This window comes from Saccharothrix sp. AJ9571 (genome assembly GCF_021725495.1).
Lineage (GTDB): Bacteria > Actinomycetota > Actinomycetes > Mycobacteriales > Pseudonocardiaceae > Amycolatopsis > Amycolatopsis magusensis.
On sequence record NZ_CP091382.1, the window covers coordinates 9,344,090 to 9,357,748 of the forward strand.

At 70.8% G+C, this 13,659-nt stretch carries 18 protein-coding genes; 5 read left to right on the plus strand and 13 right to left on the minus strand.

Going from position 1 to position 13,659, the window contains the following annotated elements; translation table 11 throughout:
• Positions 1-3: 3 nt before the first annotated feature.
• From L3Q67_RS42365 to L3Q67_RS42390, 6 genes are read right to left on the minus strand one after another with little or no spacing between them, the layout of a single operon-like run.
• Complete coding sequence (locus L3Q67_RS42365) at positions 4-1,983, minus strand: DUF6807 family protein (RefSeq protein ID WP_499187021.1); 1,980 nt, start codon at positions 1,981-1,983, stop codon at positions 4-6.
• Positions 1,980-2,891, minus strand: a complete 912-nt coding sequence (locus L3Q67_RS42370; RefSeq protein WP_499187022.1) for a carbohydrate ABC transporter permease — start codon at positions 2,889-2,891, stop codon at positions 1,980-1,982. The genes L3Q67_RS42365 and L3Q67_RS42370 overlap by 4 nt, the downstream gene beginning before the upstream one ends.
• The gene (locus L3Q67_RS42375) at positions 2,888-3,793 is read right to left on the minus strand and encodes a carbohydrate ABC transporter permease (protein ID WP_499187023.1); all 906 of its coding nucleotides are present in this window, start codon (positions 3,791-3,793) and stop codon (positions 2,888-2,890) included. Before L3Q67_RS42375 ends, L3Q67_RS42370 begins: the two co-directional genes overlap by 4 nt.
• Positions 3,794-3,828: 35 nt before the next feature.
• Positions 3,829-5,085, minus strand: a complete 1,257-nt coding sequence (locus L3Q67_RS42380; protein WP_499187024.1) for an RNA polymerase sigma factor — start codon at positions 5,083-5,085, stop codon at positions 3,829-3,831.
• Complete coding sequence (locus L3Q67_RS42385) at positions 5,082-5,417, minus strand: YciI family protein (protein WP_499187025.1); 336 nt, start codon at positions 5,415-5,417, stop codon at positions 5,082-5,084. Before L3Q67_RS42385 ends, L3Q67_RS42380 begins: the two co-directional genes overlap by 4 nt.
• Positions 5,418-5,434: 17 nt before the next feature.
• Positions 5,435-6,058, minus strand: coding sequence for a dihydrofolate reductase family protein (locus L3Q67_RS42390; RefSeq protein ID WP_499187026.1), 624 nt, complete (start codon positions 6,056-6,058; stop codon positions 5,435-5,437).
• A gap of 177 nt (positions 6,059-6,235) precedes the next feature.
• Here L3Q67_RS42390 and L3Q67_RS42395 point away from each other — a divergent pair, with 177 nt between their 5' ends.
• Positions 6,236-6,445 (plus strand): hypothetical protein, encoded by a 210-nt coding sequence (locus tag L3Q67_RS42395; RefSeq protein ID WP_209665453.1) that lies wholly within the window; start codon positions 6,236-6,238, stop codon positions 6,443-6,445.
• Between the two features lie 268 nt (positions 6,446-6,713).
• Positions 6,714-7,010 (plus strand): hypothetical protein, encoded by a 297-nt coding sequence (locus L3Q67_RS42400; RefSeq protein ID WP_499187027.1) that lies wholly within the window; start codon positions 6,714-6,716, stop codon positions 7,008-7,010.
• A gap of 359 nt (positions 7,011-7,369) precedes the next feature.
• On the opposite strand, the gene L3Q67_RS42405 is transcribed toward L3Q67_RS42400, so the two are convergent.
• The 6 genes from L3Q67_RS42405 to L3Q67_RS42430 form a co-directional block, all read right to left on the minus strand.
• The gene (locus L3Q67_RS42405) at positions 7,370-7,783 is read right to left on the minus strand and encodes a helix-turn-helix domain-containing protein (protein ID WP_499187028.1); all 414 of its coding nucleotides are present in this window, start codon (positions 7,781-7,783) and stop codon (positions 7,370-7,372) included.
• Positions 7,784-7,940: 157 nt separating this feature from the next.
• Complete coding sequence (locus tag L3Q67_RS42410; RefSeq protein WP_499187029.1) at positions 7,941-8,177, minus strand: hypothetical protein; 237 nt, start codon at positions 8,175-8,177, stop codon at positions 7,941-7,943.
• Between the two features lie 85 nt (positions 8,178-8,262).
• Complete coding sequence (locus tag L3Q67_RS42415) at positions 8,263-9,447, minus strand: helix-turn-helix domain-containing protein (protein WP_499187030.1); 1,185 nt, start codon at positions 9,445-9,447, stop codon at positions 8,263-8,265.
• A 136-nt stretch (positions 9,448-9,583) separates the two neighbouring features.
• Positions 9,584-9,913, minus strand: a complete 330-nt coding sequence (locus tag L3Q67_RS42420; RefSeq protein WP_499187031.1) for an ArsB/NhaD family transporter — start codon at positions 9,911-9,913, stop codon at positions 9,584-9,586.
• Complete coding sequence (locus L3Q67_RS42425; protein WP_499187032.1) at positions 9,877-10,044, minus strand: hypothetical protein; 168 nt, start codon at positions 10,042-10,044, stop codon at positions 9,877-9,879. Before L3Q67_RS42425 ends, L3Q67_RS42420 begins: the two co-directional genes overlap by 37 nt.
• The gene (locus L3Q67_RS42430; RefSeq protein ID WP_499187033.1) at positions 10,041-10,910 is read right to left on the minus strand and encodes a LysR family transcriptional regulator; all 870 of its coding nucleotides are present in this window, start codon (positions 10,908-10,910) and stop codon (positions 10,041-10,043) included. Before L3Q67_RS42430 ends, L3Q67_RS42425 begins: the two co-directional genes overlap by 4 nt.
• A gap of 82 nt (positions 10,911-10,992) precedes the next feature.
• Between L3Q67_RS42430 and L3Q67_RS42435 the strand changes: the two genes are divergently transcribed.
• Complete coding sequence (locus L3Q67_RS42435) at positions 10,993-11,448, plus strand: cupin domain-containing protein (protein ID WP_499187034.1); 456 nt, start codon at positions 10,993-10,995, stop codon at positions 11,446-11,448.
• Here L3Q67_RS42435 and L3Q67_RS42440 read toward each other — a convergent pair.
• Positions 11,436-11,969 carry a DUF6069 family protein gene (locus L3Q67_RS42440; protein WP_499187035.1) on the minus strand — a complete coding sequence of 178 codons (534 nt, stop codon included), beginning with the start codon at positions 11,967-11,969 and terminating at the stop codon, positions 11,436-11,438. The genes L3Q67_RS42435 and L3Q67_RS42440 overlap by 13 nt on opposite strands.
• Before the next feature lie 164 nt (positions 11,970-12,133).
• Between L3Q67_RS42440 and L3Q67_RS42445 the strand changes: the two genes are divergently transcribed.
• Entirely contained in the window at positions 12,134-13,114 is a 981-nt protein-coding gene (locus tag L3Q67_RS42445) for a helix-turn-helix domain-containing protein (protein ID WP_499187036.1), read from the plus strand.
• Positions 13,111-13,599, plus strand: a complete 489-nt coding sequence (locus L3Q67_RS42450) for a GNAT family N-acetyltransferase (protein WP_499187037.1) — start codon at positions 13,111-13,113, stop codon at positions 13,597-13,599. The genes L3Q67_RS42445 and L3Q67_RS42450 overlap by 4 nt, the downstream gene beginning before the upstream one ends.
• Positions 13,600-13,659 lie beyond the last annotated feature (60 nt).

Consider the following 13,659-nt stretch of genomic DNA (forward strand, 5'->3'; position numbering starts at 1 on the left):
AACCTACCTTTCGCTTGTCCGGCGGATCAGCGCGGCCACGGTCCGGCGGTCGAGCCGCCCGTCGGCCACGACGGTGCGGATCCGCCGGGTCACCGATCCGGTGTTCAGCGGCCGCTCCCAGGCCAGGCCCGGCCCGATCCCGGGGTAGTCGCGTTCCCTGGCGAACCAGCGATCGCGGTCCGGCCCGCTCTGGGTGAAGATCAGCGTCCACGCCCGGCCGGACGGCGAGGTACCCGACAGCGCGACCCAGTCGGCCGCGGCGCCGTTCACCGCGTCCTCCCCGTCGCCTTCGGCGGTGAACACCCGGCGCCGGATCGAGGAAGCCGGGGCGCGCCAGAAGAAACCGCCGTACCCGGCGCCCGCGCGGCCCTTGGTGTGCGAGCTGCGGATGGTCAGCGGGACCCGGCCGGGGGCGTCGAGGCGGAAGGTGAAGTCCAGTTCCCAGCAGCCGGGCAGGCGCGAGGCCTGGTGGCGGCGGGCGATCACCGTGCGGCGTTCACGGGCCACGGTGTGGCCGTCGCGGTCCACCCAGTCCAGCAACTCGGTGAACCCGCAGGACTCCCGTCGGGTGAAGCGCAGGTGGCGCTGGCTGCCGTGGTCATCGAGCCAGCGCGGTCCCTGGCCGCGGACGTAGGTGCGCCCGCCCCAGAAGTTCGTTCCGTCCACATCGGACACGGCGACGCCGACGCCGAGGTGGTGCGGGTGGTCCACCGGCCCGGTTTCGCTGACTTCGACGCCACCGAGCGTGCGCACGGTGTGCAGGTGCGGCCGCGGGGCGGCGGTGGCGGGCAGGCCGGGATCGGGGCGCCAGCGGTAGGCCGCGACCTCCCGGTCCCCCGCCCGCAGCACCTGCTCGGCCGGGGCCCACGGCACTTCCAGTTCGGAGAACATCGCCAGGTTGTCGGCGCTGCGCCGGGTCAGCCGCTCGATGTCCGCCAGCACCCGGCCGCCGCCGTTGCGCCCGGCCAGGTGCACCGGCGCGATGGGCCGGGGCTCGGCCGCGCGGCGGACCGCGTCGACCACGCGCATGAACGCGCCGGTCCGCTGCAGCGGGACCAGGAGTTCGGTGCCGTCGCGGATGTGCTCGACGAGGTTCTCCAGCAGGTCGGTCCGCGGGTGCCGGGTGACCTGGTCGGGTGCGCCCGGTCGCCGCAAGCACACCTCGTCGGTGGTGTAGGTCAGTTCCGCCTGCCCGTGTTGCCCGTGCACGACCACCGCGGGTTCGTGGCGCCGATCGGCGCACATCGACACGGCGACGGTGATCACCGTGCCGTCGGCGACCCGCAGCCGCACGCACGAGGTGTCGTCGGCCTCGATCGGGTTGGCCCGGTAGAGCTCCACGTCGATCTCGCGCAGCGAATCCGGTTCCTCGGCCCCGGCCAGCCACAGCGCGCTGGCGATGGCGTGCGCGAACGGGTTGGTCAGCGCGCCGTCGGTCACCGCGATGCCGTTGAGCCTGCGCTTGCCCGCCCACGGCGCCCGTTCGAAGTAGGCCGCCGGCCGGGCCCACGCCCCGGCGACGCCGATGCCGCGCACCGGCCCGAGCCCGTTCTCCGCGAGCAGCTCACGCAGGTAGGGCAACGCGGCCGAACCGAGGCTCTGGAACCCGACCTGGCAGGCGAGTCCGGTCGAAGAGACCACTTCGGACAGTCGTGTGTAGTCGGCGAAGCTGCCGGCGGGCGGTTTCTCCAGCAGCAGGTGGGCTCCGGCACGCAGGGCCTCGGTGCCCAGCTCGGCGTGGGTGTGGATGGGCGTGGCGAGGATGACCAACTCGGCGCCGGTCCGCCGGATCAGCGGGGCGAGCTTGCTCGCCTGCTCCGGGCGCCCGAACCCGGCCAGCTGCGCGGCGTCCACCGGCTTGGTGTCGCACACCCCGGTCAGCCGCACCGTGCCGCGGTCGGCCAGCCGGCGCAGGTTGTCCAGGTGCCACCGGCCGTGCCCGTGCACCCCCGCCAGCACCACGCGCACCGGTTCCACGCTCATCCCTTCACCGCGCCCGCCGACAGACCCTGGACCAGGTACCGCTGCACCACCGCGAAGACCAGCACCACCGGCAGCGCGGCCACCACCCCACCGGCGGCCAGCGCGCCGAAGTCCACGCTGAACTCGCCGAGGGTGAAGGCCAGCCCGACCGGCACGGTGAACTTGTCCTGGTCGCTGATGAACATCAGCGCGAACAGGAAGTTGTTCCAGCTGTGGATGAAGGCGAACGAGCCGACCGCGACCAGGCCGGGGCGCAGCAGCGGCAGCACCACCAGCAGGAACCCCCGCAGCCGGGTGCAGCCGTCGGCCTGCGCGGCCTCCTCCAGTTCCACCGGGATGCTGGCGATGAACCCGCTGATCAGCACCAGCGACAGCGGCAGCTGGAAGACCGTCTCGGCGATCACCAGGCTGCTCAGGCTGTTCACCAGGCCGAGCGTGCGGAAGATCTCGAACAGCGGGATCAGCATCATCGCGCCGGGGATGAACTGGCTGCACAGCAGGGCGATCAGGAAGACGCGCCTGCCGCGGAACCGGAAGCGCGCCAGCGCGTACCCGCCGGGCAGCGCGATCGCCGTGGTCGCCACCAGCGAGGCCACGCCGACCAGGAAGCTGTTCTGGAAGAACACGCCGAAACCCATGCCGTTCCAGACCGTCTCGAAGTTCTCCAGCGAGATCGGCCACGGCAGCAGCGAGGACGAACCACGCGGGCGGACCGCGAAGACGACCATCCAGTAGAAGGGCACCAGGGTGAACAGCAGGTACAGCCCGAGCGGGACGTAGATCTCCCAGCGGGGGCGCTTCTTGCGCACCGGCGGTGCCTTCGGCGGCGCGACGACCGGCGGGGCGGCTTCCGCGGTGCGCCGCGTCGTCCGCACGGGGGACGACCCCCGGACCCCCGAACTGCTCATCGCTGCGCTCCGTACCGGCCGAGCCTGAGGTAGAGGATGGAGAAGAAGGTGAGGATGACGAACCCGGCCATGGTCAGGGCGGAGCCGTAGCCGAAGTCGTGGGACTGGGCCGCGGTGGCGGCGACGTACAGCGGCAGCGTGGTCGTCTGGTGCGCCGGGCCGCCGCCGGTCAGCGTGTAGAGCAGGTCCACGTTGTTGAACTCCCAGACCGCGCGCAGCAGGGTGGCCAGGATGATGGTGTCCCGCAGGTGGGGCAGCGTGATGTGGGCGAAGCGCCGGAGCCGGCCCGCGCCGTCGACCGACGCGGCTTCGTAGAGGTCCTTGGGCACGCCCTGCAGGTCGGCGAGCAGCAGGATGGCGAAGAACGGCACCCCGCGCCAGAGTTCGGCCAGCACGGCCGCGGAGAACACGGTCGCCGGATCAGCCAGCGGAGCGGCGCCGTACTCCATCAGGCCGAGGTCGGCGAGGTAGCGGGAAAGCCCGGTGGTCGGGTTGTAGAGCAGCACCCAGATCCCGGTGGTGAGCACCCCGGAGACCGCCCACGGCGAGAACACCAGTGCCCTGGCCACCGCGCGGCCGACGAAGGTTTCGTTGACGATCAGCGCGAGCGCCAGCCCCAGCACGAACTGCAGGGACACTTCGACGAACACCCATTTGGCGGTGAACCCGAGGCTCTGCCAGAAGAGCGGGTCGTCGGTGAGCATCCGGACGAAGTTGTCCAAGCCGGCGAAACCGTCGAGCCAGGGCTTGCTGAGCTGGCGGTGCTGGAGGCTGTAGTAGACGACGCTGGCCACCGGGTAGACCAGGAAGGCCAGCATCGCCAGCACCGCGGGGGCGATGAGCAGGTACGGCGTCCGGGAGTCGCGACGGCGGCGGCGTTTCCGCTCCCCCACTGCCACCATCCGTTGCTCCGTTCACCGCCGGACAGTGCCTGAGATTACGGAACCGGGGGTGGACAATTGCGCGCCGAATGTGGACTTTGACGCCCTGTTCCGGCCAGGCGCCCACGCAGGAACGCGCGTTCGGCGTCGTTCCCGGCCATGGCGAGGGCGCGTTCGTAGGCGACGGCGGCTTCGGCCGTCCGCCCCAGTCGTTCCAGCAGGTCCGCCTTCACCGCGGGCAGGTAGTGGTAGCCGCTGAGCCGTTCATCCCCTTCCAACTGCTCCACTTCGGCCAACGCGGCTTCCGGACCATCCGCCATCGAGACGGCCACCGCCCGGTTCAGCGCGACCACCGGTGACGGCCACACCCGCGTCAGTTCCTCGTAGAGCACCAGGATCTGGCTCCAGTCGGTGTCCTCGTACGCCGGTGCGGAGGCGTGCAGCAGCGCGATCGCGGCCTGCAACGCGAACCGCCCCGGCCGTCCACCGCGCAGGGCACCGACCACGAGCCGGTCGGCTTCGGCGATCGCGTCCCGGTCCCACGCCGAACGGTCCTGTTCGGACAGTCGCAGCAGCTCGCCGTCCGGTCCCGTCCGTGAAGCGCGGCGGGCGGCATTGGCCAGGAGCAGCGCGAGCAGCCCGCGCACTTCCCGCTCCTTCGGCAGCATCGCGCCGAGCAGGCGCGCCAGGTCGACCGCGCGACCGGCGAGGTCGTCGTCGGTCAGCGAGGGCCCGGCCGCCGCGGTGTGCCCGGCGGTGAAGGCCAGGTGGATCACCGTGAGCACGGCGTCCAGCCGGTCCGGCAGTTCGTCCGGCCGCGGCAGCCGGAACGGGATGCCCGCCGCCGCGATCTTCTTCTTGGCCCGGGTCAGCCGCGCGGCCATGGTGGGTTCGGAGACCAGGAACGCGTCCGCGATCGCCGCCGTGCTCACCCCGCAGACCAGCCGCAGGGTGAGCGCGACCTGCGCTTCCACCGCCAGCGCGGGGTGGCAGCACAGGAACACCAGTCGCAGGCGGTCGTCGCGCGCCGGCTCCGCCGCCTCCTCGGGTTCGACCAGCAGGTGCAGCTTCGAGCGCAGGGTCTTCGATCGGCGCAGGAGGTCGAGCGCGTTGTGCCGGGCGGCGGTGGTCAGCCACGCGCCGGGCTTGGCCGGGACCCCGGTGCGGGCCCACTCGGTCAGCGCGGCGGTGTAGGCGTCCTGCACGCATTCCTCGGCCAGGCCGAGGTCGCGCGTGACGCGCACCGTCGCGGCGAGCACGAGTGCCCACTCGAGACGGTGCGCCCGCGCGACCGCGGCCTGGACGGTGCTCACCCTTCGAACAACGGCCGCACCTCGACCGCGCCGTCCATGATCGGCAGCAGCTTCCCGATGGCGACCGCGGTGTCCAGATCCTTGGCCTCCACCACGAAGAACCCGGCGATCACCTCCTTGCTCTCCAGGAACGGCCCGTCGGTGACCAAGCCGCCCTTGTGGATGGTCCGGCCCTGCGCGACCGGCTGCAGCCCCTGCTCGTGCACCACCCGCGCGCCCATCGCGGCGATCTGGTCGCCGACGGCCAGGTTGGCCTCCATCACCTCGGGCGGGATGTCGTCGACCCCGCCGGGCAGTTCCTTCTCGTAGATCAGAATCGCGTACTGCGGCATGACTTTTCCCGCTCCCGTCACCAGTTACCGGTCTCCGGCCCCATCGCACCGTAGGCGAGCCCGCCCGCGCGCGCGTAGTGGATGACGACCACGCCACCCATCGTGGTCGAACCGACCAGCCGCAGTCCGGCCGGGATGGTGCCCTCGCCGAACAACCGCTTGCCGACGCCCAGCAGCACCGGGAAGACCAGCACGTGGAACTCGTCCACCAGGTCGTGGCGCAGCAGGTCCTGGGTCAGCCCGGCACTGCCGTGCACCTGGATCTCGCCGGGTTCGGTCTCCTTGAGTTGCCGCACGGCCTTGTCGAGGTCGCCGTCGAGCAGGGTCGAGTTCTGCCAGCCGACCGAGGTCAGCGTGCGCGACGCGACGTACTTCGGCATCGCGTTCAGCTTCGAGCCGATCGGGTCGTCCGCTTCGGCCAGCGGCCAGGTCGAGGCGAAGATCTCGTACGTCCGGCGCCCGAGCAGCAGGGCGTCCGCCCGGCGCGAGACGCCGGTCATCAACTCGATCACCCGCTCGTCCATCGACGGCACTACCCAGCCGCCGTGGGAGAACTCGCCGTCGCGGTCCTCGTCGGGACCGCCCGGCCCCTGCATGACCCCGTCCAGTGAGGTGAACGCGGTGACCACCAGTTTGCCCATGTCGTTCCTTCGCTTCGCTCGTGGAGGTGCTTTCGATGACCCGGCGCACGAGCGGAGGCGAAATCGACAGCCTCGGTGTGATCTCCTTCTCACTCGTCTGATTGCTTGACGGGACTACTCCATTCGGACACAGTGAACACCTGTCCACTGAAAGTCGGCTCGACCACCCGGGGCGTCATGACTTTTCCCGCACACCAAGGAACCCTCCGGCTCGACGCGGCGCTGTTCCCGCTGAACACCCCAGGTGCCTTCCCCCGGCGCAACCGCACGCACGCCCGGCTGAGCGGGCTGCCCGCCAAGGTCGCCTGGCCCACCCAGACCGATCTCGACTGGTTCGAGCACACCGACTTCCGCAAGCGAATCCTCGACCGCCTCTGGCAACTCTGACCCGTGCTCCTGGCCGTGCCGGGTGTCCAGGGACACGCCCTCGTGCAGGATCAGTTGGTTGACCTCGGCGGGCGTCATCATCTGGTCGATCCGGATCGACGCGCCGCGTTCGGGATCTATCCGGGCGACCTCGCCGTTTCGGGGTGCTGTCAACATCCAGGACTGATGCCAGGTGGAAGTCGCTGCCAGCCCCGTAGTACACCGGATGGGCGAAGCCACCGGCGTTACCGCCAGGGTGGGGAGTCGCGGTCCAGGCAAGGGAGTTGGCGTGGAAGAGTACGTACTCAAGCCCGTGGGAATTCAGGCGGTTCGGGTGGACGGGAACACTACCGCTGCAAACTTCGGTGAGAACCGATACGCAGTCGAACACCTGACGATGCTGGGGCGTCCCTACGTCGCCGTTGCGTTTTTCGACAACGGCATCGGATGGGGCGGTCAGGTGCTCGCCCGGCACGGTGACCTCGTAGCAGCGGATGGAAGTGGCAGCACGATCCTCCGCATCGTTCCCGAGGGGAACGAGCACTACGTGCCGTACAACGAGGTCTATGTGACCCCGGCGCAGTAGTAGGCAATCCACAGCAGAGGCGGGAAGCGAGCAGACGCAGACCTGCTCGCTTCCCGCTTTCGTGAGTATGGCCAGTAAGGTCGGGAATAGTTGTTCGAATCCGCAGCGGGGCAGTACCCGCATGAAGTCGCGCTGCTGCTCGCCGCGTTCGGCATGGGCGTGGCGGGGCCTTTACCTTCCCTGTGGTCGCCAGCACCGCGGTCCGTGCGCTGCCCGAGCCCGTTCGGCCACGTGCTCCACGTCTGGCTTTTGGTGCGGACCAGCCGACGCCCCGTTCGGGGGTGCCGTGACATCGGCCGGTCCGCGAGTCCGGACGCGTAGCGAGGGCGGGACCCACACACGTCAGGACCGTCTTCGAGTTACCGTCGCTGCAGCTCGATCAGGCGACGCTTGAGCCACCCGGCGTCTACGCCGCAGAGCGCGGCAGCCTGGGCGATGGCTTCCGGCGTGAACCGGATCAGCTCGTTGCCGTAGGGAACTGCCCACTCGGCGAGCGGTCGCAGCCGTGGATCTTCTGCCCGGCGCAACCTCAGAGCGTGGATCACCTGGGTCCGGTCGTTCTTGATCGGTATGACCGCCGCGACTGGTCGGCCGATCACCCGGCAGAAGTCCGCCAACCGCGCTACGGAGATCGCCCGGGAACCCACTTCCCAGCTCGCGACCGTTTGTGGTGACACCGGCGGCATCATCCGCTCGGCGACCTGCTCACGGGACAGCATCGACTGGCCCCTGCCCATGCGCATGTGCTGGCCGAGCTCGACCTGGAAGCTCACGGGTGGCCCGCCCTTCGGCATTCCATCACTTGCCGCTCGTTGTCCAGGCGCGCCGCCCGCAGCGTCTCGACTGTCTCCCGTAATCGCTCCGAGTACTGCTGGTCGGTGAGTTGGGAGTTCCGCGTGTCGCCGTCGCCGACACCCGAGTTGCCGTTCCTCATCGGGAGCTGTCCGCGTCTTCGGTCGGCCACTCCGGGTCGCACCCGCCCCGGCACTGCCGCTGATGCAGCAGCACTTCGAAGATCGACCGGCCCACCGTGCGGCACCGCCGGCACGACCGCCACCAGCGCAGCGCCTCGGCGTGACTCTCCGGATCTTCCCACCGCGGTACCGGCAACTCCCCGGACGCCGGCAGCAGCGGCTCGACTTCGCCGAACTCCAGTCTCGCGCTCACCCGTCGCACCTCCCATGATCACGAGAGGTGACGGTAAGCGGGTTCAGGCGTTGTTTTTTGCCACTGAGGCAAACACCCGGATGGGTTACACAGGAAGGCCAGCGCGGTGAGCCATGCCTCGCAGCTCCCGGCCCACCGCATCCCGCTTCGCCTTCGCCATCAGCTCGGAGATGATCGAGCGCATGAACGGGTGCCGGTGGATCCGCGCGGGCGAAATCTGCTCGGCGCGTCGGAGCATCATCACGGCCTCGTCGTGCCGCTTCGGCACGCGGGCCAGCGCACGCCCGTACTCCCGCCAGTAGGCAGCCTGCCGCGTCGGTGACGGCAGAGCTTCGGGGTCCACGGTTCGCGCGAGCCGGGCGGCCTCCCCGTGCTCACCGGCCTCCAAGGCCACGGACATCCGCCACACGCCGACGTTCGACGGGCCGAATCCGAACCACAGGGCGTTGCCCTCGCCGGTGCGCTCCGCCAGCTCGGCGGCGTGGTCGAGGGCAGCGGCTCGGTCGGCCTGGTCGTTGCGCGCGGCGGACACCAGCGACGAGGTGAGCGTGAGCATCCCGCTCACCTGCATCGCCTCGTCGGTGGCGGTGCCCGGGTCGGCGTCGGCGAGGGTGCGCGCGGCCATGTCGAAGCCACCGGCGGCAAGGAGGCCGAAGGCGGTCCCGAACGCGCTCACGCCCCGGAACAGTGGTTCGTCCAGCTCCTCAGCGGTGCTTTTGGCCAAGGTCGACGCTTGCCAGGCCAGGTCCAGGCTGGCGCCGATGTCGCTCAACCACGCTTGTGTGCCTTGAACATGGGTGAGTACCGCCAGGCGCAGCAGCCGCTCGCAGTCGTGCCCGGCTGCGAGCGTGGTGTGCAGGTCGCGGATGAGGCCGGGAAGTGCGTCGCCGACGGCGGCGTAGTCGCATCGGCGCTGGTCGTCCAGCATCGTCACCGCGCGGTGTTCCAGCAGCTCGACCGGCTGAACCCGGCCACCGGCTTCGCCCATGCTGACCGACAGCAGTGCGAGCCGGACCGGGTTCAGCGACCGGTCCTCTTCCAGCTCGCCGGAGGTGGTGACCGCGGTCCGCGTGATCTCGCTGGGCGCGACCTCCAGCGCGTTGGCCAGCGCGACGATCAGCGAGCGGCGGTCAAGAGCGCGTTCGCCGTTTTCCAGGCGCGATAGGTAGGACGCGGAGATCCCGGCCAAGCCGGAGACGACAGCCAGGGACTTTTTGCGCGCAAGCCGGATCTGGCGCAGCGTCTGCCCGACGTCGGCAGGTTCGCTCATGCGGACCACCTACTTCGCGGAGTCGACCTCCAGGCTACAACTCGCGCGCGTCGGCCCCACGCGCTGACCGCGGCCCCGGGCACCCGCGCGACGGTGGTCGCCCGCCGAGCATCACCGCCCCGCTGTCCGGACAACGCTACAAAACCAGCCAGAGCGCGACGACCGAGAGCACCAGGCAGGCGGGCACGGTGAGCAGGCCGAGCCGGGTGAACTCCTTCAGGTTGACCTCGTGGTCGTGGTCGTGGACCACCCGCCGCCAGAGCAGCGTCGCCAGTGAACCGGCGTAGGTCAGGTTCGGCCCGATGTTCACGCCGAGCAGCACAGCCAGCACCGCGCCGGAACCGGCGGGCACGCTCAGCGGCAGCAGCACCAGCACCGCGGCCACCACGGCGATCCCGAGCAGCGCGAGCAGTCCGCTGCCCGCCGGGATCAGGCGCCGCAGGCCGTCGGCGAGTCCGTTGTCCACAACGGACCGACGACCACGCCGAGCGCCAGTACGAAGAGGAGGAACGGCAGGGAAGCCGCGCGCAGGAGCGCGCGTACGGCCAGGACCAGTGCCAGCAGTGCGACGGCGAGGATTTCGGCGAACAGGTTCACGCGGTGCGGCCGAGCGCGGTGAGCAGGTGGCGCGTCGCGGGCGTGGGCGGGCCGGGCGGCACGGCGAGCGAGGTGGTCAGCACCGGCCCGGTCAGCGGCCGGATGGCGACGCCGGGGAACGACGGCCGTCCGGACACCTCGTAGAAGACCGTCCAGGACGGCGAGCCGGTCGCGATCTCGGCCAGTGTCTCGGCGAGCCCGGTGAACGGCGGCCCGGCGGGCGGGTCGACCCCCGCCGCCGCGCAGGTGTCGCGGATCAGGTCGTAGAACGGCGGGTTCTCCGCGCGGGGCGCCGATCGCAGCGGCAGGTCCGCGAGTTCTTCCCAGGACAGCACGGATTTCCGGGCCAGCGGGTGCGCGTCCGGCAGCGCCACGTGCAGTGGGTCCTGCCAGACCGGGTGCAGCTCCAGGTTCCGCGCGGCGGGCAGGGCCCGGACCAGCGCGGCGTCCAGCTCGCCGGAACGGACCGCGGCGAGGCGGTCGAGGGGCGCGAGGCGTTTGAGCCGGACACGCAGATCCGGCGCGACAGCGGCGAGTTCGCCGAGCGCCCGGTAGATCCGGTCGCCCGGCCCGTGCACGGTGCCCAGCCGCACCAGGCCGCCGGTGCCCTCGGCGACCGCGGCCGCCACCGCACGGGTGCGCTCCGCCGCCGCCAGCACCGCCCGCGCCTCGGGCAGCAAGCGTTCACCGCCGTCGGTGAGCCGCGCCTGCCTCGACCGGTCGAACAACCGCACCCCCAGTTCGCGCTCCAGCCTGCCGATCTGCTGGCTCACCGCGGACTGCACGATGTGCAACCGCTCGGCGGCCCGGCCGAACCCGCCCTCCTCGGCGACGGCCACGAGGTACCGCAACTGCCGCAATTCCACGGTTCGCCCCATCTCGATCGGTGATCGTCATGATCTCCAACCGCCGCTGGTACCCGCGTTCTTCCCGTAGTCGACTGGGACCATGAAACCTCTGATCAGCCGCGGCGACGCCGCCGAACGCGTCGCACTGCCCGGCGGCGCCTTCCACCTGCTCGCCGACGCGAGCCACACCCACGGCGCGCTGGGCGCCAACCGCCTCACGCTCGGCGTGGGCGCCACCGGCGCGAAGAAGCACTACCACGCGAAGTCGGCGGAACTGTTCTACGTGCTCGACGGCGAGCTGGACTTCCTGCTCGGCGACACCTCGGAACGGGTCTCACGCGGCGATCTGGTGGTGGTCCCACCCGGCTTGGCGCACGCGTTCGGCGCGGCCCCGGGCAGCACCGCGGACCTGCTCGCGGTGCTCACACCCGGGGTCGAACGGTTCGGCTACTTCCGCCAGCTCGGGCGGATCCAGCGCGGTGAAGCCGGATTCGACAGCCTGCACGCCGAACAGGATCGCTACGACGTGCACTTCGTCGCGCCTCAGCGGTCGTAGTAGGTGGTGGGCGGCGGCTGGTTCCACTGCTGCGTCGGCGCCTGCGGGTCGCTGGTCCGCTTGCGCCGGTGCAGGGTGCGCGCGTTCACCGCCATGTTGTGGACGATCACGCCGATCACCAGCCCGAGCACCAGGTTGATCAGCCCGGTGGCGATCTTCGCGCCCAGGTCCACGGTCAGCGTCAGCGGCACCACCACCGCGATCAGCGTCACCAGCGCCATGATCCAGCCGAAGAACTGGCCGGGGGCTGGCGTGGCCACGCTCAGCAGGTGCATCAGCCCGGTGGCCAGTATCGCCACCACCGCCGCGGTGACCGCGTAGGTGGGCGTGCTCGCGTTGCCCCAGATGCCTTCGCCTTCCGGCGCGAGCACTTCGACCTCGAAGAGGCCGCGGGCGATCAGCAGGCCGACGATCGCGAGCAGCGCGGCCACCACCGCGGTGGCGATACCGCCCGCCCACAACCGGCCCGCATCGACCCCTGGCTTGGCGTCGCGCGCGTACGGTGCGTTGTAGTCGGACATCGGGAGCTCCTCCGTAGTGAGTCACCGGCCGCCTCCGATTCTCGCGCGATTCCGGCTTCCTCGCCGTGCGGAGCGCGGGCCGTCCACCCGGAGGTGGCCAGATCTTGACGGTCACTGGCGTGCACGCCACTGGCCGGACGGCTCCCGCTGAATACGCTGAGGACATGGCTGAAGCAGTGGGTCCCAGCGTCGCGGTACTGGCCTACCACGGCATGTCCGCCTTCGAAACCGGCATCGTGACCGAGGTCTTCGGCTTCGACTGGCTGGATCTCGGCGTGCCCTGGTACCGGCTGAAGATCTGCGCCGAGCGCCCGGGACCGGTGCGGATGGTCGGCGGCGCCACCCTGGACACGCCGTACGGGCTCGACGACTTCGCCGACGCGGACACGCTGGTGGTGCCGAGCGTGGCCGATCCCACCGCCGACCCGTCGCCCGAGCTGGTCACCGCACTGCGGCGCGCCCACCACCGCGGCACGCGGATCGTGTCCATCTGCTCCGGTGCCTTCGCGCTGGCCGGGGCCGGCCTGCTCGACGGGCGCCGCGCCACCACGCACTGGCGCCACACCGACCTGCTCGGCACGCGGTTCCCCCGGGTCGAGGTGGACCCGAGCCCGTTGTACGTGGAGGACGGCGGCGTGTTCACCAGCGCGGGCTGCGCGGCCGGGCTCGACCTGTGCCTGCACCTGGTGCGCGCCGACTACGGTGCCTCGGTGGCGAACTCGGTGGCCCGGCACCTGGTCATCCCGCCACACCGCGACGGCGGGCAGGCGCAGTACATCGAGGCGCCGATGGCACCCGATCCGGAGAACGACCACGTGGCGCGGAGCATGGCGTGGGCGCTGGAGCACCTGGCCGAACCGATCACCGTGCGACGGCTGGCCGAGGTCGCGGCCATGTCCACCCGCACCTACCTCCGGCACTTCCTGCGCGCCACCGGGACCAGCCCGATCCGCTGGCTGATCGCGCAGCGGGTGCAGGCCAGCCTGCCGCTGCTGGAGACCACCACCACGCCCATCGAACGCGTCGCCACCGCCGTGGGTTTCGACACGGCGGTGACTTTCCGGCACCATTTCACCTCGTCCATGCGGGTAGCGCCGTCGGCCTACCGCCGCACCTTCGGCGTGAGAGAGGAGATCGGTGCATGACCGTCCGGATCGACCAGGCCGGTGAGGAGGACCTCGACTCCCTGGGTCCACTGTGGAAGGCGCTGACCGAGCACCACCGGTCGCTGGCAGGCGACGCGCTCCCGGTCCGCGACAACACCACCTCCTGGGAGGTCCGGCGCGACCAGTACCGCTCGTGGCTGCGCGACGACGTCGCCCTGATCCTGACCGCGCACCAGGACGGGCGCGACACCCCGGCCGGCTACCTGTGCTGCCGGTTGCTGCCCTCGGGGGCGACCTTCGATTTCGGGCAGTGGCGCGGCGAAGTCGATTCGCTGGTGGTCGATCCCGAGGCACGCGCCGGCGGCATCGGCACGGCGTTGCTGGAAGCCTGCCGTGCGGAGTTGAAGCAGCGCGGCATCGAGTACTGGTCGATCGGCGTGCTGGTGGCGAACGAAGGCGCGGCGGAGCTGTACCGGCGCCTGGGTTTCCAGCCGTGGCTCAACGATCTGCTCGGCCGCACGTGATCGCTGAGCGCGAAACCGCCTCGCCCTGAGCGAACGCGGCCCCACAGCGGGGTTTCCCGG